The sequence below is a fragment of the Clostridium pasteurianum genome (assembly GCF_001705235.1).
In the GTDB taxonomy this organism is placed as follows: domain Bacteria; phylum Bacillota; class Clostridia; order Clostridiales; family Clostridiaceae; genus Clostridium_S; species Clostridium_S pasteurianum_A.
Genome location: NZ_MCGV01000001.1, coordinates 1,650,133 through 1,673,142 on the forward strand (window position 1 = coordinate 1,650,133; position 23,010 = coordinate 1,673,142).

General features: G+C 30.7%; 20 protein-coding genes. 1 reads left to right on the top strand and 19 read right to left on the bottom strand.

The genetic code is table 11. The features are described from left to right. Window positions 1-15: 15 nt before the first annotated feature. From BEE63_RS07180 to BEE63_RS07210, 7 genes are all read right to left on the bottom strand, one after another. A complete protein-coding gene (locus BEE63_RS07180; protein WP_066020736.1) occupies window positions 16-624 on the bottom strand; it encodes a metal-dependent hydrolase in 609 nt (202 codons plus the stop codon). A gap of 7 nt (window positions 625-631) precedes the next feature. After that, window positions 632-2,083, bottom strand: a complete 1,452-nt coding sequence (locus BEE63_RS07185; protein WP_066020737.1) for a peptidoglycan D,D-transpeptidase FtsI family protein — start codon at window positions 2,081-2,083, stop codon at window positions 632-634. A 1-nt stretch (window position 2,084) separates the two neighbouring features. After that, complete coding sequence (locus tag BEE63_RS07190; RefSeq protein WP_066020738.1) at window positions 2,085-3,290, bottom strand: FtsW/RodA/SpoVE family cell cycle protein; 1,206 nt, start codon at window positions 3,288-3,290, stop codon at window positions 2,085-2,087. Window positions 3,291-3,300: 10 nt separating this feature from the next. After that, window positions 3,301-3,762: an FHA domain-containing protein gene (locus BEE63_RS07195; RefSeq protein ID WP_066023188.1), complete on the bottom strand. Its 462-nt coding sequence runs from the start codon at window positions 3,760-3,762 to the stop codon at window positions 3,301-3,303. An 87-nt stretch (window positions 3,763-3,849) separates the two neighbouring features. After that, complete coding sequence (uvrA, locus tag BEE63_RS07200; RefSeq protein WP_066020739.1) at window positions 3,850-6,669, bottom strand: excinuclease ABC subunit UvrA; 2,820 nt, start codon at window positions 6,667-6,669, stop codon at window positions 3,850-3,852. Next, window positions 6,666-8,666, bottom strand: coding sequence for an excinuclease ABC subunit UvrB (gene uvrB / locus BEE63_RS07205; RefSeq protein ID WP_066020740.1), 2,001 nt, complete (start codon window positions 8,664-8,666; stop codon window positions 6,666-6,668). The genes uvrA and uvrB overlap by 4 nt, the downstream gene beginning before the upstream one ends. Window positions 8,667-8,980: 314 nt before the next feature. After that, on the bottom strand, window positions 8,981-10,321 hold the full coding sequence (locus tag BEE63_RS07210; protein WP_066020741.1) for a helix-turn-helix domain-containing protein: 1,341 nt from the start codon (window positions 10,319-10,321) through the stop codon (window positions 8,981-8,983). Between the two features lie 253 nt (window positions 10,322-10,574). On the opposite strand from BEE63_RS07210, the gene BEE63_RS07215 reads away from it, so the two are divergent. Then, window positions 10,575-11,399, top strand: coding sequence for an undecaprenyl-diphosphate phosphatase (locus tag BEE63_RS07215; protein WP_066020742.1), 825 nt, complete (start codon window positions 10,575-10,577; stop codon window positions 11,397-11,399). 419 nt (window positions 11,400-11,818) lie between these two features. On the opposite strand, the gene BEE63_RS07220 is transcribed toward BEE63_RS07215, so the two are convergent. The 12 genes from BEE63_RS07220 to BEE63_RS07275 all read right to left on the bottom strand — a co-directional run bounded on the left by BEE63_RS07220 (window position 11,819) and on the right by BEE63_RS07275 (window position 22,915). Beyond that, window positions 11,819-13,141 (bottom strand): PDZ domain-containing protein, encoded by a 1,323-nt coding sequence (locus tag BEE63_RS07220; protein WP_066020743.1) that lies wholly within the window; start codon window positions 13,139-13,141, stop codon window positions 11,819-11,821. Window positions 13,142-13,294: 153 nt separating this feature from the next. After that, complete coding sequence (locus tag BEE63_RS07225; RefSeq protein ID WP_066020744.1) at window positions 13,295-14,503, bottom strand: S41 family peptidase; 1,209 nt, start codon at window positions 14,501-14,503, stop codon at window positions 13,295-13,297. Between the two features lie 272 nt (window positions 14,504-14,775). Beyond that, window positions 14,776-15,678, bottom strand: a complete 903-nt coding sequence (gene ftsX, locus BEE63_RS07230) for a permease-like cell division protein FtsX (RefSeq protein WP_066020745.1) — start codon at window positions 15,676-15,678, stop codon at window positions 14,776-14,778. Beyond that, window positions 15,668-16,354: a cell division ATP-binding protein FtsE gene (gene ftsE, locus BEE63_RS07235; RefSeq protein ID WP_066020746.1), complete on the bottom strand. Its 687-nt coding sequence runs from the start codon at window positions 16,352-16,354 to the stop codon at window positions 15,668-15,670. The genes ftsX and ftsE overlap by 11 nt, the downstream gene beginning before the upstream one ends. A gap of 122 nt (window positions 16,355-16,476) precedes the next feature. Further along, a complete protein-coding gene (locus BEE63_RS07240) occupies window positions 16,477-17,316 on the bottom strand; it encodes a YitT family protein (protein ID WP_066020747.1) in 840 nt (279 codons plus the stop codon). A 145-nt stretch (window positions 17,317-17,461) separates the two neighbouring features. Then, window positions 17,462-17,830: a type II toxin-antitoxin system PemK/MazF family toxin gene (locus BEE63_RS07245; RefSeq protein WP_066020748.1), complete on the bottom strand. Its 369-nt coding sequence runs from the start codon at window positions 17,828-17,830 to the stop codon at window positions 17,462-17,464. After that, entirely contained in the window at window positions 17,790-18,110 is a 321-nt protein-coding gene (locus tag BEE63_RS07250) for a CopG family ribbon-helix-helix protein (protein ID WP_066020749.1), read from the bottom strand. Before BEE63_RS07250 ends, BEE63_RS07245 begins: the two co-directional genes overlap by 41 nt. Before the next feature lie 118 nt (window positions 18,111-18,228). Further along, window positions 18,229-19,389 (bottom strand): alanine racemase, encoded by a 1,161-nt coding sequence (gene alr / locus BEE63_RS07255; protein ID WP_066020750.1) that lies wholly within the window; start codon window positions 19,387-19,389, stop codon window positions 18,229-18,231. A 130-nt stretch (window positions 19,390-19,519) separates the two neighbouring features. Beyond that, window positions 19,520-20,155, bottom strand: a complete 636-nt coding sequence (locus BEE63_RS07260; protein WP_066020751.1) for a germination lipoprotein GerS-related protein — start codon at window positions 20,153-20,155, stop codon at window positions 19,520-19,522. 37 nt (window positions 20,156-20,192) lie between these two features. Further along, a complete protein-coding gene (locus tag BEE63_RS07265) occupies window positions 20,193-21,704 on the bottom strand; it encodes a bifunctional ADP-dependent NAD(P)H-hydrate dehydratase/NAD(P)H-hydrate epimerase (RefSeq protein WP_066020752.1) in 1,512 nt (503 codons plus the stop codon). A gap of 1 nt (window position 21,705) precedes the next feature. Beyond that, entirely contained in the window at window positions 21,706-22,080 is a 375-nt protein-coding gene (locus tag BEE63_RS07270; RefSeq protein ID WP_066020753.1) for a holo-ACP synthase, read from the bottom strand. A 496-nt stretch (window positions 22,081-22,576) separates the two neighbouring features. Then, the gene (locus BEE63_RS07275; protein WP_066020754.1) at window positions 22,577-22,915 is read right to left on the bottom strand and encodes a DUF6514 family protein; all 339 of its coding nucleotides are present in this window, start codon (window positions 22,913-22,915) and stop codon (window positions 22,577-22,579) included. Between the last annotated feature and the right edge of the window lie 95 nt (window positions 22,916-23,010).

The following is a 23,010-nucleotide window of genomic DNA, read 5'->3' on the forward strand; positions in this document are numbered from 1 at the left end:
GAGTTATTTCCTCCTTTAAGTTTTCAAAACAATTGGAAGTTTATAAATTATATATATTAAACTTACTATTATCAAAAAATCTTCTATAAAGTTACCTTTAGCGGAGCCAACTCTAAAATTATAAGAGAATTTATAATTTTTCTTTTTAAATGGATATAAAAGTGGAATACCCCTAGAAGTACTCATATCACATAAAAGGTGTAATCCATAGCCTATCATAAAATAGTAAATAATACTATGCATATTATAATTATTGGCAGCATAGCCAACAACTATAGTAAATATTATCATACCAGCAGCACTATGCATAAGCCCTGTTCTATGAGAAGAAACAGCGATCATGAGAAGCAAGATTCCAACAATATACAAAATAAACATATGAAATTTATAATAGTTGCCAAAAATAATAAGAGCACCAAAAGAACCATAAACAAAAGTTTTTATAAGCTTATTTTTTATAGGCAATATATATTGATTTAATATTCCCTTAGGATGATCTATATCAGGAAGTAGTGAAGCAGTAATAATAACACCTAATCCAACCGCAGTAAATCCACCAGGTATTTTATCTGCCAACGCTACTCCAACTGCTGCAGCAATTCCAGCATGAGTTTTTCCATTCATTATACTCCTATTTCCCTAAAGCAGTTTTAATTACAGTAGATGCAATTTGAGCTGCTGCCTTTCCCCCTTGGCCTCCATTTTCTACTACTACTGCCACAGCGACCTGAGGATTGTCACATGGCGCAAATCCAATAAACCATGAGTGTGGAGTTGCATCCTTTCCATTAATTTTATTATCAGCAGTACCTGTTTTACCTGCAACCTGTACTCCATCTACTGATGCATTTACTCCTGTACCCTCGGATACAACACTTGCCATAAAATCTTTCATTGTAGCGGCATTAGCTGCAGAGGTTATAGTTCCTATACTTTGAGGTGAAGTAGTTTTTACTTTATCTCCATCTGGTGATAAAATCTGACTTACTAAATAAGGTTTCATCATTACTCCATTATTAGCAATAGTACTTGCTACAAGGGCCATTTGCATAGGTGTAGCTACTACACTTGCCTGACCTATAGCACTTTGAGCCATATTACCTTTTTCATAACTTTTTAAAGTTGGAAACTGGCTCTTACTGATAGTAATATCATCACATGGAATACTCTTATTAAAATAAAAGGATTCTGCTGTTTGCTTAAGCTCATTATTTCCAAGTTGAAGCCCTATTTTACCAAAGACTACATTACTAGACACAACATATGCATATTTAAAACCTATAGTTCCAAAATGTTCACCATCAAAATCACTTAATGATTGACTGGAATTAAATACAAGCACTCCGGGATCATCAAAAGATAGATTTTGGATACCTGGTATATTCTGAAGTGCACTAACGGCTGTCACCGTTTTAAAGGTTGATCCTGGTGGATACAAGCCTGACACCGCTCTATTTATAAGAGGCCTATTTGCAGAATCACTATTAAGTGCTTTCCAATTTGCCTTAAGTGCATCAGCATTAGGATCATAAGATGGTTTTGAAACCATTGCTAATACTTCACCAGTCTTAGGATTAAGTGCTACAACCGCACCTTTATTATTGCCAAGAGCATTATATGCAGCCTGTTGAATATTATAGTCAAGAGTTGTAACTAAATCCTCCCCCTGTTTACTTTCAGATGAAATTTTTCCTTTGTTTTTTATAAGCTGATTCAAATACTGACCTATTGTTTGATCTTCTGCGCCCATTAAATACTGATCATACTTAGCCTCAAGTCCTGTTAAACCGTATTGAGGATTAACATATCCAAGTACATTTGCAAACATAGGTCCATCAATATATTCTCTTTTTTGTGTCAATGTATTTACTCTATCACTTTTAGTTAACGCTTTCTTATTTCTATCATAAATAGTTCCACGTAAAACTTCATTTCGCTTAGCCCATAACCTTTTATTATCAGTATTATTAATTATCTTAGGTGAAACTACAAGTTCAAAATATGTTATATAGGATATAGTAATAAAAAATATAACTAAAAAAATAAACATTACTTTTTTTATATTACTCGATATATCATCCAAATTACCTTCCACCTTCCGATATCTTCTGTAAAATACCAAGTGCTACAAACATTATTATCATAGAACTTCCTCCTGCACTTACAAGAGGCAAAGTAATTCCTGTAAGTGGAATCATCCCTGTGACTCCTCCGACTATGATTATAACTTCAGCACCAATCATCGCGCTATAGCCAACGGCAAGAAGTCTTGAAAAATTGTCCTCTGCAAGTACTGCTGCCCTCATACACCTATAGAAAAGTAAAAAATAAAGAATCATTACAGCATATCCCATAAGTGCTCCCATTTCTTCACATATAGTTGAAAATATAAAGTCCGACTCACTTACTGGTACGAATTGAGGATACCCAAGACCAAGTCCTGTACCAAATAATCCTCCCCATGCTATAGAATACATTGACTGTACTACTTGATAACTCTTATCATTTTTATACGGCCATGGATTTTGCCATATTGTGAATCTAAGCCGAACATGTGCAAAAAGCTTATAACTTATATAAGCACCTACTGCAAATAGAATAAAACATACCAATACATACTTTTTTTTAGATGTAGCTATATAAAGCATAGTTACAGAAATTGCAAAAAACAAAAGTGCTGATCCTAAGTCCTTTTGAAGAACCATAAAACCAAGTGAAACCATTACTATAAAAGCTGGTTCTATAAGCTGCTTAAAGTTTTTATATTCCTTAAGTGCAGCTGCAAGATATGCCACTAAAAATATTTTTCCGAATTCTGACGGTTGAAATCCCATAGAACCTATGTATACCCAGTTTTTAGAACCATTTTTTTCTGTCCCTTTAAATGTTGCCATAGCCATAAATAAAAGACATATGACCATATATACATATTTATATCTGTCATATTTTTTTAATTCTGGTAAAAGTACTACAATCAATATAAAAATTGCAATGCCTACTATAAAAAATACTATTTGCCTTATTGCATATGATGAATTTATTCTATATAAGATAACTATACCTATAGAAGAAAGAATGCAGGCGAATATAAGCAAATATTTATCTCCATCTGGAAAAAACTTTCTAAGTATAAAATGAGAATATCCCATCAGAAAACATATTACGCCAAACATTACCAGTGAGCCCTTATCAAATGGGTTCTTAAGCAAAGATATATTCAAAAAACATATAAAACAGAAAAAATAAGTGTATCTTAAAAGTTTCTTTTCGTCTTTTAAACTATTATCCATTTAATTCACCCTATCCTATTACTTTAAAAAGACTGCTGCCTATTTTTATTTCGTCACCATTTTTTATATAGACCTTATTTTCCACCCTCTGCCCATTTAAAGCTGTACCATTAGTACTATTCAAATCTTCAAGGATATATTGATTATTTCTAAGATAGACCCTGGCATGATGACCAGAAACATACCCTTCATTAAGCGTAATAGAATTATCCTCTCTTCTTCCTATTGTTACTTCTCTATTTATTGGAATTACTGCTCCCTTTCTGATAGCTCTATTCATTCCTGGATCTACAACTTCAAGTCCAAAGGATTTTCCCCTCTTTGGAGCTTTCCTACTACCACTATTCTTCATGTCCTTATACATTATTCTAAAAGCAGTAAAGATTATCAAATAAACAATTGCTATTATTATAAATTTAAAAATTGTACTCAAATTACTCAAGCTTGAACCAATCACTGCTAAACTATACATGTTATATACAGAAAACAATATTTCACACCCTCTAACGTTATAATTTCAAGCATAACCTGCGCATTTTATTATATACAATACACATAATTATATCATCTTTTTTAAATATTGTCCTGTATATGATGAAGTATTTTCAGCTACAACTTCAGGTGTCCCACTGCAAACTATATTTCCTCCCTTTTCTCCTCCTTCAGGTCCTAAATCTACTATATAATCTGCACACTTTATAACATCCAAGTTATGCTCTATTACAACTACTGTATTCCCCATATCAGTTAGCTTTTGCAGTATACCTACAAGTTTTTTAACATCATCTGTATGAAGTCCTGTAGTTGGCTCATCGAGTATATATAAGGTTTTTCCTGTGCTTCTTTTAGACAGTTCATAAGCTAACTTTATTCTTTGTGCTTCACCACCTGAAAGCTGAGTAGATGGCTGACCAAGTTTTACATATCCAAGCCCAACATCCATTAAAGTTTGAAGTTTATTCTTTATTCTAGGAATATTTTCAAAGAACTTCAGTGCTTCTTCCACTGTCATATTTAATAAATCATCTATATTTTTGTCTTTATATTTTATTTCTAATGTCTCTCTATTATATCTCTTTCCCTTACAAACCTCACAAGGCACATATACATCTGATAAAAACTGCATTTCAATTTTTATTATTCCGTCTCCCTTGCAGGCTTCACACCTTCCGCCTTTTACATTAAAGCTAAATCTTCCAGGTTTGTATCCTCTCATTTTCGCTTCTTTGGTAGATGCATAAAGTTCTCTTATTATATCAAAAACTCCCGTATATGTAGCAGGATTTGACCTTGGTGTTCTTCCTATAGGACTTTGGTTTATATCTATAATTTTATCAATATTTTCTATACCATTAATTGTCTTATATTTACCAGGATTGATTTTTGAATGATTTAATTTTTTGTTTAAACCTTTATATAATATTTCATTTACAAGAGTACTTTTTCCTGAACCTGACACCCCTGTAACGCAAGTAAATAAACCAACTGGAAATTTAACACTTATGTTTTTAAGATTATTTTCTTTTGCGCCTATTACTTCTATAAATTGTTTACCAGATTTTCTTCTTTTTTTAGGTACTTCTATTTTTTTAGCTCCTGTTAAATACTGACCCGTTATAGATTCTTTACACTTTTTTATATCTTCCAATTTTCCAGCGGCAACTACATTTCCGCCATGTTCTCCAGCACCAGGACCTATATCAACTATATAATCAGCTGCCCTTATGGTATCTTCATCATGTTCAACAACAATAAGCGTATTTCCTATATCTCTAAGATGTTTCATAGTTGCGATAAGTCTATCATTGTCCCTTTGATGCAGACCTATACTTGGCTCATCAAGAATATAAAGCACACCAACTAAACTTGAACCTATCTGCGTTGCAAGCCTTATTCTTTGTGATTCTCCTCCAGATAAGGTTCTTGCCTCCCTAGTAAGATTTAAATAATCCAAGCCTACATCAATTAAAAATTGCAGTCTGCTGTCTATTTCTTTAATTATTTGATCACTTATTATTTTGTCTTTTTCCGAAAGCTCTAGCCCCTGCAAGAATTTTAATTCATCTCTTATTGGCATCGAACATAATTCAAATATATTTTTGTCGCCAACAGTAATTGCAAGCACTTCTTTATTTAATCTTGCACCTTTGCATTCTGGACATGGATTATTGCTCATATAATTTTCTATTTCTGCCTTTATATAATCAGAATTACTTTCCATGTACCTTCTTTTCATCTGATTTATTATACCTTCATACGTATGATTGAACTCCATCCTTTGTGAGTCCTTAACATAACTTACCTTTAACCTATCTGGTGCACCATATAAAAGTATATTTAAGGTCTTTTCATCAAAATCTTCGATAGGTTTATTTATATCAAGTTTATACTTTTTTGATAGTGCTTTAAGTACACTAAATGTCCACGAATCTTCTTTTAGTCTTCCCTCTCCCCAAGGTGCTATTGCCCCTTCCATTATGCTTTTGGATTTATCGGGAATAACTAAATCCTCATCTATTTCAAGAAGCGTACCTAATCCATCACAGACATCACATTTTCCAAAAGGCGCATTAAAAGAAAACTTTCTAGGTGAAATTTCTCCTATACTTATGCCACAATCAGGACAAGCAAAATTTTCACTAAAAATCATATCTTCTTTTCCTATTATATTAACAATAACAAGGCCTTCTCCAAGTTTAAGTGCAGTTTCAAGAGAATCAGTAATTCTGCCTTCTGCTTCTTTTTTTACTATTATTCTATCAACTACAGCATCAATATTGTGCTTCTTATTTTTTTCAAGCTTTATTTCGTCTTCATCGATTTCATACATTTCTCCATCTATTCTAACTCTTACATAACCGCTTTTTTTAATTTTGGCAATTAACTTTGTATGTTCACCTTTTCTTCCCTTTACAACAGGTGCTAATATTTGAATTTTAGTCTTTTCAGGAAGCTCCATAATATTATCTACCATCTGATCCACTGTCTGCTGCGAAATTTCTCTACCACACTTAGGGCAGTGTGGCACACCTATATTAGCATACAAAAGTCTTAAATAATCATATATTTCAGTTACAGTTCCAACAGTTGAACGTGGGTTTCTACTTGTAGTTTTCTGATCTATTGATATTGCTGGAGATAATCCTTCTATGTACTCAACATCAGGCTTATCCATCTGACCTAAAAATTGTCTTGCATATGATGACAGAGATTCTACATATCTTCTCTGTCCTTCTGCATACAATGTATCAAATGCAAGGGATGATTTACCAGAGCCTGAAAGTCCAGTAAAAACAACAAACTCATTTCTTGGTATTGTAAGGTCAATATTCTTTAAATTGTGAACTTTAGCTCCTTTTATAACTATCTTATCTTTCATTTTATTACCTCTTTGTTTTCATTTAATTTTTTCTTAAGCTCACCTATTCTATCTCTAAGATACGCTGCTTCTTCAAATTGTAGTTCCTTTGCAGCATTTTTCATTTTCTTTTCAAGTTCCTTTATCAATTTATCAGTATTCTTACTATCAGCTTCTACAGCTTCATTCATAGTTTTATATTCTGCTTTTCCTTCTGCTATTTCGCTTATACCTATAACATCTCTTACTGCCTTTTTAATAGTAGTAGGAGTTATTCCATTCTTCTTGTTGTACTCCATTTGAATTTTTCTTCTTCTCTTCGTTTCACTTATTGCCTTTCCCATAGAATCAGTTATTGTATCACCATACATTATTACTTTACTTTCTGCATTTCTAGCTGCCCTTCCTATGGTTTGGATAAGTGACCTTTCAGATCTTAAAAATCCCTCTTTATCTGCATCTAATATTGCAACTAAAGCAACTTCCGGAATATCAAGTCCTTCTCTTAAAAGATTTATACCAACAAGTACATTGAATTCTCCAGTTCTAAGACCCTTTATAATTTTCATTCTCTCTATAGTATCTATATCAGAATGCATGTATCTAGTTTTTATTCCAAGCTCTTTAAAATAATCTGTTAAGTCCTCAGCCATTTTCTTTGTAAGCGTAGTAACTAATACCCTTGAATTATTCTTTATTGCTGTTTGTATTTCACTATAAAGGTCATCTATTTGTCCCCTAGTAGGTCTTACCTCAATCTCAGGATCAAGAAGTCCCGTAGGTCTTATAACTTGCTCTGCTATATTCTCTGAATGCTTTAATTCATAATCTGCTGGCGTAGCACTTACAAACACAACTTGATTTATTTTATCTTCAAATTCGTTAAACTTAAGCGGTCTATTATCATAAGCACTTGGAAGCCTAAAGCCATAGTCAACAAGAGAATTTTTTCTTGACCTATCTCCTCCGTACATGGCTTTTACCTGAGGAAGTGTGACATGACTTTCATCAATAAACATGAGGAAATCATCCGGAAAATAATCAATTAATGTTTTTGGAGGCTCTCCTGCGGCCCTTCCATCTATAATCCTTGAGTAGTTTTCTATTCCTGTGCAATACCCAACTTCCCTCATCATTTCAATATCGTAATTCGTTCTCTGTTTCAGCCTTTGTGCTTCAAGAAGTTTATCCTCTGAATTAAGTTCTTGTAATCTTTTCTCCAGTTCAATTTCTATTTGCTTTATTGAAGCTTCCAGCTTTTCACTGGATGTTGCAAAGTGCGATGCTGGAAAAATTATTGCATGTTTTAATGAAGACACTGTGTTTCCTGTAAGTACATCAAATTCCTTTATTTTATCTATTTCATCTCCAAAAAATTCAACTCTTATTGCCTTATCACTTGATCCTGCGGGAAAAATATCTACAGTATCACCTTTTACTTTAAAAGTTCCTCTTACAAAATTTATATCATTTCGTTCATACTGCATTTCTACAAGCTTTTTTAATACTTCATCTCTATCTTTAGTCATTCCAGCTCTCAAGGATATAGAAAGTTTCTTATATTCTTCTGGATCACCAAGTCCATATATACAGGAGACTGATGCCACAACAATTACATCTCTTCTCTCAAAAAGAGCAGATGTGGCAGAATGTCTAAGTTTATCTATTTCATCATTTATGGAAGCGTCTTTTTCTATATATGTATCCGTCTGTGCAACATAGGCTTCTGGCTGATAATAATCGTAATAAGATACAAAGTATTCTACTGCACTGTCTGGAAAAAAGTCTCTAAATTCACTGCAAAGCTGCGCTGCCAAAGTTTTATTATGTGCAATAACAAGTGTTGGTTTTTGTACTTTTTCTATTATGTTCGCCATAGTAAATGTCTTTCCTGAACCGGTAACACCTAAAAGTGTCTGATACTTATCATTATCTTTTATTCCCTTAACTATACTATCTATGGCTCTAGGTTGATCCCCAGTAGGTTTAAATGCCGAGTTAATTTTAAAAACACCCATAGTAACATCTCCATCAAACATTTGTTCGTATTATAATATATAATTTTAATATTAGTTATGTTCATTGTCAATCATAAAACACTATATTTTAATTCTTGCCCAAAACTAAAAAATATTATAACCAAAAGAGCTGCAATACTAAGCAATATTAGTTTAGCATTGCAACTCTTTTTCATTTTAACATGTGAAACGTTATCAATTACCATGTAAAAAAAGGACAATACGCAATTATAGAACTAAGGTATGGTAAAGCTGCACACACACCTACTACCATTAAAGTTAAGAGTAATACTTTCATACTCCATTTATCTTTTTTATAAAACATCATATCCACGACCTTTCATATATAATCCAATAAATTTTTGAATTTCCTCTAATGCTTTACAATCTTTTTTGCTCAAATAGTATTCTACAAGTTTATTTACAAAGTGTACATCCATCTTTTGTTCCCTATTTACATTCAATAAAAACATGTCCTTAATATCATTGATTTCTTTATTATCATCGTTAGCAATACATATATCAAGTAAAGCATTTAATGTATTCCTTACTATACTAAATTGCTTATAAGTTCTAGCATAGTCTAAAGATTTCATAAAATATACTTTTGCATGCAAAATATCATTTATTTTTTTATACGAATTTCCAATTTCATAATATATTTTAGAACCTTGCTGCGGTACATAAGAAATACTATCTATATCTTTTAATATATCCTCCAAATATTGTTTAGCCGTATCAACCTCATTGAGATTAATATAAGCATCTACTATATTAAGTCGTAATAGTATATACACTTCAATGTTATCTTTACTTACAAAATCAAGTACTTTATTAAATATGTTTAAAGCTTTTTGGTGTTTCCCCAGAAAACCTAAGCAAACGCCTTCTTGCGCTAGCACTTCATAATACTTGTTCATATTTATTTCTTTAATTGTATTCTCAAGACTTTTCAATCGTGTAAGAGCAGCACTATATTCTTTTAGTTCCATATAATACACTGCACTATTAAAAATGAATATAGAACGATACTTTTCGCTTATGTTATCTTTAAACTGATTTAATGCAAAATCACAGCATCTTATACCTTCGTCGTATTTGCCCATATAAATATAAATCATAGATAATTTTCTTAAGATGGATATAGTATGTTCATTATAAACATTAATATCCATTAATGCTCTTGCTTTTTCGTAATATAATGAACTGTTATAAAAATCGTTAGTATTAGAAAAATAGTCACCAGCTAGCTCAAAAATGATTATTTTTTTGTCAACTAAATTCCAGTTAACTAAAAAATCTTCAACTTCATTCAATTTATTAAGAAAACTAGTATTTTTATAAACACTCATATCTTTAAGATCTTTTATGTAATCGTCAAGCATCCTACCAGCCTGTGATTTTTCATCTTCCATTAAATATTCTATAGTCTCATCAACTGCTATATGCCTTTTATAACAAATTTTTTTCAAGTTATTCATCATAATTTCAGCAGCATGTTTGGTTAAATTTGCCTTATCGTGTTCTATTTGACTTATAAGATTTCTAGTTATATCACCACTGTTTCCGCCAGCTAAATCATCCTGTCTTACATTATACTTTTCTCTTAACTTTTTAAGTTTGCTACCTACTGACAGTATTTCATAACCACCCATAGTAATTCTCCTTTATTAAGCTAACTTGTAAAATATTTTATTTACGCTTATTGTACCATATATTCCAGTGTTTGTTAACATTTTTTTTTTTTTGATTTTAATAAAAAATTTTACATTTAATTTAATTTATAATAATACATGTATGCATATAACCTTTTTATAGATAGTATATTTCAAAATACAGTAAATTAAAAATTATAGCACTGCATTGCCAACGATTTACTTCAAATAAAATATAAAGTGGGAGGATGTTATGGAATTAGAAATATTAAAAGCAGCTTTTCTAGGAATAGTTGAAGGTATTACAGAATGGCTGCCAATAAGCAGTACGGGTCATATGATATTAGTCAATGAATTTCTAAAACTAAATGTAACTAATGAATTTAAAGAAATGTTTTTAGTGGTAATTCAACTGGGAGCAATTTTATCTGTTGTTGTATTGTATTGGAATAAACTCATACCTTTTTCCTTACATAACGGTTTTTCCATAAAAAAAGATACTATGTCAATGTGGTTTAAAATAATAGTTTCTTGTATTCCTGCTGCTATTGTTGGAGTTCTATTTGATAATAAAATAGATGCTCTTTTTTACAACTATCAAACAGTATCAATTATGCTTATCTTATTTGGAATTCTATTTATTATTATTGAAAACCATAATAAAGGCAAATACCCAAAAATCAAATCTATTTCTGAAATAACATATGGAACTGCCGTTATGGTTGGAATATTTCAGTTAATAGCGGCTGTATTTCCTGGCACATCACGCTCTGGTGCAACAATTGTAGGTGCACTCATGATTGGTGTATCAAGAACAGTCGCCGCAGAATATACCTTTTTCCTCGCCATACCTGTAATGTTTGGTGCAAGCCTTCTTAAATTATTAAAATTTGGTTTTAACCTTACATTTAATGAAACAATCATACTTCTTACCGGTACAAGTATTGCTTTTCTAGTATCAATACTTGCAATCAAATTTCTTATGGTATACATCAAAAAACATGACTTTAAAGCATTTGGATGGTACAGAATTATTTTGGGATGTGGAGTATTAGGGTACTTCTTATTTGTAGTATAATGAAAAGGCTGCTGAACTAAAAAATTATTATGGAAGTATATTAGCTTCGTGTATGATTCTATTATTAATAAATTAAAGATAACTAATATACCAACCTATTTAAAAATCAAATAATATAGATATGAAATTAAATCAACTATTTATACTAAAAATTCCGTAGGCACGGAAGAATTTTTTCCTTGTTTTACTCCAAAAGCAAATTAACATTGATGAAGTAACAATTAAAAAAAACTCTAATAAATCTTGGTAAAAAGATCATAAAATACTTAAAGTTTTCAATTTGTCTGAACGCTAGTGAGTTATTGAAAACTTTTAGTATTTTATGATTTTTTTCACCTTAGATTTATAGAATTTTTTTAATGTTACAAATCAATGTTAATTCGCAATAGTTTTATTTAATGTTTCAAAATACTATTAATTTACATCTTTTTATTATCGTCCTTTTCGTTCTCATCTTGCTTCTCATCATTTTTCGTTGCATCATCTAAGACATCGTCAAAGTTTTTATGATCAAATTTTACTACTTTACTCTCTTTAGGCATATCCTTTGGTACAAAAACCAATCCAAGCTTCTTATTCCTATCGAATTTATTGTAACTTACCTCGTTTAATTTGCCTTGTACATCTTTTATTTTAAGCCATACATATGTACTTACATTCTGAATTGACTTTGAAATATCTTCCTCTGTCAAAATTTTCGTGTCATTTATTTCCAAAACCAAATCTCCACTCTTTATTCCCATTTCTTTTGCTGGAGAATTAGGCGCTACCTCTAAAACCATGATTCCATCATCACTTATAAATTTAGGTTCACCCTTTAATTCAGAATACGCTTCCAATCTAAGCATAGTTTCATGCATTAACGGTGCGAGAATAGCTAAAACAAGCTGTTCTACAAGATTATATTTTAATACCTGTGCTAACCCCAAAAGAATTAATCCATACAATGCTACACCTAATCCAGATGTAAGTGCTTTTTTTCTTTTAGTTTTTGTAAACGTAACACTCTTGTATCCTATCACTCCATAAAATACAGCAAAAGACATAACTACATTCTTAGCAATATCAGTTAAATTCGTTCTTATGAGAGGCCAAAACCCTGGTGTAGCAACATTAACAGTTCCATTTAAATTAGGGCTATTTATAATGATAAATAAAGTTACAGGTAATATCCAATATCTTTTAAATGCAAAGCCTCCGATAATTTTATTATTTCTATTGGTAAAAACCGGAATAGCTCCAGACTTTCCATCAAACATTACCAATATTCCCTCTATAATATGTAAAACTCCAACAAGTGACATAAGCATTACAACATCAACCTCAAGAAATTTTACTGAATTTACATTTATCATATTGTTTGCTGCTAAAAATTGAACTGCTACACTTGCAACTCCAAGTACAGCTCCCGAATAAGAAAAGCATATAAATCTACTCCCGGCAAATGTTAAAATTATAGAAATCAAAAATAACAAAACAATCGAACTGTTATCCTGAAAAGCAACACCAAGATATGCTAAGATCACACTACCAAGTGCTCCAGCAATTATACTTAGCGTTACCTGTGATAATGTAAGCTCAAGGGGTGACTCAATATCCTGACCGATTATCATTTTCTGCATAAAAGATATTTTTCTATTCTTTATGTAAAACATTATCATTATAATCACAAGTGTAAAGAGATACGATGGCATAACTATAGTCTGCGCCAATGCTCTTAATGTCTGAATTGCAATACTCATGTACTCAAAATTCCCCTCTCCTTTAAACAATCATCAATAATTTACTTTGAAAGCTTTACCTTAACAAGTGTAAAAATTAGCACTTGTTGAGATAAAGCTTTTTCAGTACTTATAAATATGTTTTTAAATATTATGGATAACTAGAAGCTATTTCTACTTAATTTTACTCTTTATTTGTTCCAGTGCTTTTTGAAATTGTGGATCTGTATTTCTATCATAAGGTTTATCCTTCAAAGCATCAGGATATTTTACTTCTATATCTGGCTTTATACCTTTATGCTGTATGTTCTCGCCGCTTGGTGTATAATATTTTGATATTGTTATTTTTAACTGTGTGCCATCATTCATATCAAAAGGAGCTTGAACGACACCTTTTCCAAATGTCTTCTCACCAATTAGGGTACCCAATTTATAATCTCTTATAGCCCCAGAAAAAATTTCTGACGCACTTGCTGTATTTCCATCTACTAAAACAACAAGAGGTAATCCTATATAATTTCCACCTTTTGATTTATATTCTTCTTTAGAATTATATTTATCTATTGTAGAAACTATAACCTTATCCTTAGTGACAAAATTTGAAGTTACATCTATACATGAGCTAAGAAGTCCACCTGGATTTGATCTTAAATCGAGAATAAGACCCTTCATACCCTGCTGCTTTAATTCATCTATTTTCTTATTAAAATTCTTTCCTGTATTTTCATCAAACATGCTTATATCTATATATGCTATTCCATTACTTAGCATTTCACCCTTTACCATATCTACAGCAACTTTTTCTCTCTTAGCTGTTATATCAAACATGCCTTTAGTAGTTCTGTATAATGTAAGTGTTACTTCTGTTCCCTCTTTACCTTTTATCATAGATACTGTCTTATTAAGATCGCTTGGTGCATCTTTGCCGTTTACCTTAGCAATTATATCTCCTGCCTTCATTCCTGCTTTTTCAGCTGGCGAATCATCAAATACAGTAGACACCATTACTTTATTGTCTTTAGATTGAACTTCCATTCCAAGACCAACATACTGCTGTCCCTGCATTTCAGAGTTAAAAGACTTTGTTTCAGATTTATCCATATAAACTGTATATGGATCATTTAAAGATGAAGTCATTCCTTTTATAGCACCATCTAGCAATGTACTATCACTTATTTTGCCATCATAATATTTATAAAGCTGATCTCTTACACTAAGCAATTTCGAAAATTTTGTAAAAGTATCATAAGTTTTTCTATCTACTGCAACTCTATCCTTGCCTGCAAAGACTAAAAATCTACCTCCTAAAAATAAAGATATTAAATTAGTCACAATTACGATAGCCACAGTGGCTGCAATCCACTTTTTCTTCTTATTATCCACAATTTTCACCGTCCCAAAAAAATTTCTGAAATATAAAAAATTTCAGTTATATAATTATGCACATAATGTTAGTATTTTCATAAACAACAAATATTATTTATTATAGCACTATTAAATATTTATATCACTATTAAATATTAATTTGTAAAATGATTTAAATAAAACCACTTCATACTCAAAACATAATTTAAAGCTTATATAAACAAGCTCTAAATCACATTAAAAGTTTAAAGTGGTCATATCTATGTTAAAATTCAGCTATATATCGCAGATTAAACATCAAGGAATTTCCTTATAACTACAATACTTCCTAACGCTCCAATAAACATTCCTGCAAGTATAAATTCCCATGACATAAATACCAATACATATGAAGGGCTTACTATATTCATAGTTAAGAAACTACTATTCATTTTATTATATGCTACTTTATATAAATTATAAGTAACAATAATTGTAATAACGGATCCAACTATACCTATAATCATACCTTCTATTATAAATGGAAATCTTATAAACCAATCGGTAGCCCCTATATATTTCATTATTCCTATCTCTCTACGTCTTGAATATACAGTAAGCTTTATAGTGTTTCCTATAAGGAATAAGGATACACCTGCTAAAATTATAAATATAGCAATTCCTACACCCTGAACCGTACTAGTTATTGTTGTTATCTTGTTAATAAGCTCTCTTCCATCCTGTACTTTTTCAATTCCATCTAAAGTGCCACCATTTTTATTTTTAAGAGCCTTAACTACATTTGATGCATAGTCAGCATCCGAAACACTTACTACATATGAAGTAGGCATAGGATTTCTATCCATACCTTCAATTAAACTTTTGTTTTCACTTCCGAGCTGATTTTTAAACTTTGATAAAGCATCACTTTTACTTTCAAATTTTATACTTGTTATTCCAGATGTTTTAGTTAACTTATCTAAAACGTCCTTCTGCTGATCTATTGTTATATCATCCTTAAAATACACTTGAACCTGAACCTTAGATCTTACATCACTTATTCCAGTCCTTACATTTAAAAGAACAAGCAGACATATTCCAAGTATAAAAAGAGTCGCTGCTACTGTAGCTGCTGCTGCTGTACTTATTGTTTTATTTCTCTTTAAGCTCTTAAGAGCATCTATAAAAAATAATTTTAATGTACTAACTCTCATGATCGTATCTTCCCCTTCGCTCATCTCTTACAATTACACCATTTTCAATTGCTATAACTCTTTTTTTCATATAATTTACTATTTCTTTAGCATGAGTTGCCATAAGAACTGTTGTCCCTGCTTTATTTATATCAGCCATAATACTTACAATCTCGTCTGCTGTATCAGGATCAAGATTTCCTGTAGGCTCGTCAGCTATTAAAACGGATGGGTTGTTTACTATTGCTCTTGCAAGTGCAACCCTCTGTTGCTCTCCTCCTGAAAGCTGAGTAGGAAAATCACTTGCTTTATTAGAAAGTCCTACAAGAGACAATACCATAGGCACTCTTTTCCTTATTTCCTTATGACTAGCTTGAACAACTCTCATTGCAAATGCTACATTTTCATAGACATTTAAGGTTTGTATAAGTCTAAAGTCCTGAAATACCATTCCTATTTTTCTTCTATAGTATGGTACCTGCTTTCTTTTCAAGTCGCATATATTTACATCATTTACTATTATCTCACCCGAAGTTGGCTCTATTTCTTTCATTAACAATTTTACAAAAGTTGATTTACCTGCACCACTAGCACCAACAAGGAAAACAAATTCTCCCCTGTCTATTGAAATATTTATATCCGAAAGAGCTTTTACATCATTTCCGTACGTCTTATTAACATTCTTAAATTCTATCATTTATCTCTCTCCCATTTACCTTTTTCTACAAATTAATTATCGAAAAGTAACAAAACTATTATTATTATAGCATAATATATTAAATATACAAAACTCCATTTATTAACATATTATTAAGTTTTCTATATTTCCTTAAATCCCTCTCCTAGAACTTCTTTAGCATCACTTATGGTTATGAATGCATTTTTATCTACTTCCTTTATAAAAATTCTAAGTTTTATAAACTCTTTTCTACTCAAAACTGTATACAATATGTACGTATCCTTACCAGTATAACCACCCTTCCCATCAAAAATGGTACAGCCTCTTTCCAGTTCATTTATTATAAAATCACTTATTTCCTTATTCTTGTTACTTATAACCATGACTTTTTTACAAACATTAAGTCCTTCAATAACACTATCTATAACAAAGCCACCTATAATAACAGATAAAAGAGAATACATACCTAAATCTGCACCTAAAGTAAAACCAGCAAAAAGAGTTATAACAAAGTCCACCAAAAGAAGTGATTTTCCTATGTCCATATGAAGAAACTTATTCATCATTTTGGCAATTATATCCGTACCACCCGTTGATGCGTTTTGGTTAAAGCAGATTCCCATTCCTACACCTGATATAAGTGTTCCAAACAAAGTTGCCAAAAGTAAATTTTTAGTTAAAGGAGGACAAACTATATATTTATCCATGACCCATAAAGAAATAGAAAGTCCAAAACTTGAGTATAAAGTTTTAATACCAAAGTTTCCACCTACAAATATCATCGCAAGCACAAATAGCACTGCATTCAATATAAATGTAATTAAACCTACAGAAATATAGTGAAAAAATTTATTTATAATGATTGCAAATCCCGTTACTCCGCCTCCGGCTATGCTATTTGGCTCAAAGAAAAATCTAACTGAAGCAGCTACTATTAAAAAACCTATTGTTATGTAAAAATACTCCTTAAATTTCTTCATAAGATGACCTCCAAAATCTAATTATAGAACACTATTGCTTCACATATAATATCACAAAGATAAAGCACTATTCAATAAGAATAGTGCTTATTTATTTATCACTTAATATCCAGTAATTGAAACAAAAACTAATGTGCCATTTAATCTACGCACTTTCAAACATGCTCTGAAGACCTATACTGATTAAAAGCGCTTCGTCCACTTTTTTCATATCAGTATCCGTCATATGACCTATTTTTTCCTTAAGTCTTCTCTTATCCAAAGTTCTTATCTGTTCAAGCAAAACAACTGAATCCTTATTCAAACCATAATCTTCTGACGAAATTTCCACATGTGTTGGGAGTTTTGCTTTATTTATCTGCGAAGTAATTGCTGCAACAATTACTGTGGGACTGTATTTATTACCCATCTCATTTTGAATAATTATAACAGGTCTTATTCCTCCTTGTTCAGAGCCAACTACTGGACTCAAATCAGCATAAAATATATCTCCTCTTTTTACTACTATTGTCATCAAGCAAATCACTCTCCGATAGCATAACTTCATATTGATTTAAATCTTCCAAATCAGAGGAAAAACCGAGCTCACAAATTTCCATATTTATTTCAGTCATTTCTTTATATCCTCTTTTTATAAGTTCCATCTGTTGAAGTTTTTTTCTCTCCTCTATATATAGTATTATAGCTTCTCTAATAAATTCACTTCTTTTTTTGCAATCTTCCTTGAGAGCTTTATTAAACTCGTCATAAAGTTTTTCTGAGAGGTTGACAACTAATCTCTTTGAACTTGACATACAAAAATTAATACCTCCTATCAACTATAACGAATATATGTATATACTGATTATAATTCAACAAGTGTCAATATGTCAAAGGATTCGTCAAAACTTCAATTCTTTTTTATAAAATTTGCTACACGTAATTCCTTATTTTTACAACGTTCTTATTTTTTATATAAACACGTGGTACTCTTTTACTTATCATACAAATAACTTCATAATTTATTGTTCCTATAATCTCTGCAATATCATCAGCTGTAAATTTTTTTCCATCACTTTCTCCCATAATTACGACCTCGTCTCCAACTTTAACTCCTGGGATATCAGTAATATCAATCATGCATTGATCCATACATATCCTGCCAACAACTGGTGCAAACTTACCATTTATTATTACCTTAGCTTTGCCAGAGAGCATTCGCGTATAACCATCTGCATAACCAACTGGAAGTGTAGCTATAACACTTTCCCTTTCACACTTAAATTTTCTACCATAACTAACATATTGCCCTGGTAACATTTTCTTTATGTGAACTACATTGGTTTTAAGGGTCATAATAGGTTTTAATTTAAGCTTATTTTTATCAACTTCATCTGATGGATAATATCCATATAATATAATCCCTGGTCTTGATGCTTCATAATGTGTTTTAGGTAGTTCCATTATTGCAGCACTATTAGCTATATGTCTTATATTAATTTTCACATTATTCTTTCTAAGCTCATCATAAAACCAATTAAATTTTTCAAATTGGGTGTAAGTATATTCTTTATTCTTTTCATCCGATGTTGAGAAATGTGAAAATAATCCTTCTATCTCTATATTAGATAGCTTACTTATTTTAACCACTTCATTTACACTATCATCATTAGGTAAAAATCCTATTCTCCCCATTCCTGTATCAAGTGCTATATGAACTCTAAGCTTTATATTATTTTCCCTAGCTGCTTGAGATAATTTTGCTGCATATTCATAGGAGAAAACAGTTTGTTCTATATTGTATTTTATAATACTATCAACTAAGCTAATAGGAGTATATCCTAAAATCATTATAGGACATTCAATACCAGCTTTTCTAAGTTCAACAGCTTCACTTATAACAGCAACAGCAAGACGATTTGCTCCATTTTGCAGAAGAACTGGTGCTACATCAACTGCTCCATGGCCATATGCATCCGCTTTAACTACCCCTATTATTTCATCACTTTTTGAACACTTTCTTATTTGTTGCATATTATATGCAAGATTATCTAAATTTATTTCAGCCCATACAGGTCTTATATGTCTAAACATTTTTACCACCATCCTAATAAATCTACTAAAAACAAATATTACAATATATAAACTATAAAATTAAAAACTTATACTTCTACAAATGATACATAAAATAAATGTTTATATCAAGAACCACTCACAATTATATTTACATCTTAACTGGTTCAAATATCTTTTCATCCATTTGAACATTTGGCTGAAACTCTTCATATTTTATTTTCAATTTTTCCTCATTTTTTATATCATATATCCTAAGTTCAGTCGGAAACTTACCCTTTAAATCTACATAAAGTACAGCATAATTCATATTCTTATTTTGATTTGGTATTGATATCTTAATCAGGACATAATCTACTCCATTTATATTCTTTATAGAGTAATTTATGTTCTCATTTGTATATAGCATGCCAATATATTCACCCACAAAGCTCATATTATATACATCATCAAATTTTAAAGGAAGAATATATGACTTATTGTTCTCTGCATCATAAACATATATCTTATTTTCTTTGTATATCATAATTCTTTTTTTCTTATTTAATTCTAGCCTGTACCCCTTACCTAATTTATACATTTGTTTTCCCGTATAACTAATGCGCTGCTTACTATTTTTCACTTCTATATCTATACTACAAGTGTAGCTTTTTAACCCCTTTAAATACTCAGCAACATCTTTTTCTTCTTTCTTATTCATAAAGTAGTAAGCCATAAAAAAAGCTATTAAAAGTGTCACAGTAACAGCAATGATTATAGGGATGAGTATTTTTTTGTTTTTATTCATGCAATTCCCCTTAAAATTTCTATTACTTAATTAATATTCACAACTTATGAATTTTATTATAAATATTTTTTATACAATAAGGTATTGCGTAAATAATATCAGATGCAGTTACATTAGACATTTTTTCAGATAAAATGTCTCCACAATAACCGTGGATAAAAGTTCCACATACAGCTGCCATAATTGGTGAATAGCCTTGTCCGATTAATGATACTATCATTCCAGTAAGACAATCGCCCATTCCCCCTGAAGCCATAGCACTATTTCCTGTAGAATTCACATATACACTTTCACCATCCGTTACTACCGTATGGTATCCTTTCAAAACCAATATAACATCATTTTCCCTTGCAAACTTTTTAGAAATATTTATTCTATCTTGTTCAATATCTTTAACCGTAATGCCTGAAATTCTAGAAAACTCGCCTGGATGCGGAGTAAGTATTATTTTATTTTTTTTGAGCTTCAATATGTTAAGTTTATCTTTAAGAACATTTAATCCATCTGCATCAATTACAATAGGACATGAAACTTTCGATATGATACTTTCAAGTGTTTTAAAGGTTTCTTTGGTGTTTCCCATTCCAGGTCCTACAGCTACAGCATCACTTTTACTGATAAGTTCTTCAATCCTATTCTTGTTATCAACTGATACAGTCATAGCTTCCACTAATTTGCTACTTAATATTGCCTGCAATTCTTCTGCTGTGCACAAAGTCACAAGCCCTGAACCGCATTTTACAGCAGCTTCTGTGGCAATATAAGCTGCGCCAGAATAACCATTTGAACCTGCAAATATAGTAACTCTTCCAAAGTTGCCTTTATGTTCATACCTCCCCCTTACTCTTATATTATTTAAAATCATTTCTTCGTCCGTTATATACTCATCTTCGTGAAATTTGTCTAATATAGATTCAGGTACTCCTATATTCTCTATTACTATTTCACCTGTATACTGTTCATTGTTGTAGCTTAAAAAACCTTTTTTATACATCTCAAAAGAAATAGTCTTATTAGCCTTTATGCAATTTCCCATTATAGCTCCAGTATCACCATTCATCCCTGATGGCACATCTACAGCTACAATGTACTTTGCTTCTTCGTTTATGCATGAAATTACTTTGCTATATATACCTTTAACTTGTCTATTGAGACCAGTACCAAATACAGCATCTACAACAATGTCTGCTTCTTTTATATAAGTTATAAATTCTTTTGTATCATCCTCACTATTTATTTTCGTTACATTTATTCCCATATTTATAAGTATGTTGTAATTAATTTTACAATCATGGCTCATTTTTTCTATATTTCCAACATAAAATACCCTTATCTTTTTACCTTTTGCCTTGAAATGCCTTGCACACACCATTCCATCTCCACCATTATTTCCTGTGCCACATACTATAACAACATTATCATAATCTTTACTTATGCTACTTACTACCTTAAGTGCAGCATTTTCCATAAGAATGACTCCTGATATTCCTAAAGTTTCAATACAAAATTTATCAATATTGTTCATAATTTTTGAAGTACCTAATCGCATATTAAAATACCTCCATAACCGCGTAGGCAATAGCTTTATCTCTATCATGTGAAATACTGAGCTGAATTTGATATTTTCCCATCTTTTCAGCAATATTTTTTGCTTTTCCACTTAATACAACTATAGGCTTTCCTAAATCATCTTTATAAATTTCTATATTTTTAAATTCAAATCCCCTAAACCCAGTACCTAAAGCTTTTGAGACCGCTTCTTTTGCTGAAAATCTTCCAGCTAAATATTCATCCCTCAACTTTTCCTTCTTCGCAAATTCTATCTCTTTATCACTAAATAATTTTTTAATAAAATTATTATTTCTTTGTACGGCTTTCCTTACTCTATTTATTTCTATAATATCAACACCTACTCCTTTAATCATGACTACACCTCTTATCAAAAATAAAAATATTAAGTATACATTTTATTATACTATTCTTACGAAGCTTGCAAAATTTAAATAACCGATTTAGTTTAATATATATATTATTTTTCGCAGAAAAGCAGAGAAAAATTTACCTTGCTTTTATTTTAAGCGAAGTAATAGTATTTTGGGAACGATTTAAATAAAAGTCAATAAGACTTGCTTCAAATTATAAAAAGACTTAGAAATTTTAATTTGTCTGAACTTTTTTTCAACGAGTTATTAAAATTCCTTAATATTTTTATAATTTGGAGCTTAATCTTATGATTTTTATTTAATGTTTCAAAATACTATTACTTCGCAATATTTTTATATTACGAATAAAAATAGTGAAAAATTAAAGGTTTTTCATTTTAAATTAAATGTATTTCTCAAAAAATCATTTAACTAAAACCTCTAATTTTCCACTTTCGTTTAAGATGAAATTTTATACCCCTATATGTTTTTATTCCACTTATTTGCAGTTTACATCAAAATCCAGTACAAGTTGATCAACGTATTCTCCAATGACTTCTATAAAGTGTATAGGAGAAACTATATTATTGTATAAAATTTCCATCAAATTATGTACTTTATTCTTATCAACACTTATATTTTTTATATTATCTCTCTCAATATTAACAACTTTATTGTCAATAATATCTTTTCTTTCAACCTCTATACCATATGATTGCATTACGTTTACTTCATATCCATAAACCATAGAAAACTTTCCTTTTATGAGCCTATATTCATACTCATAAATTTTATCCTTTGTAGTAACTTCCTTGTTTAAAGTTTCAATCACTTCCATATCATACCCTCCAATCAACCTTATAATTACATGTTATCATAATTTTCAGAAAAATTGTGTCACTATATGAAATGAAAGTGAAATTTTTATATTTC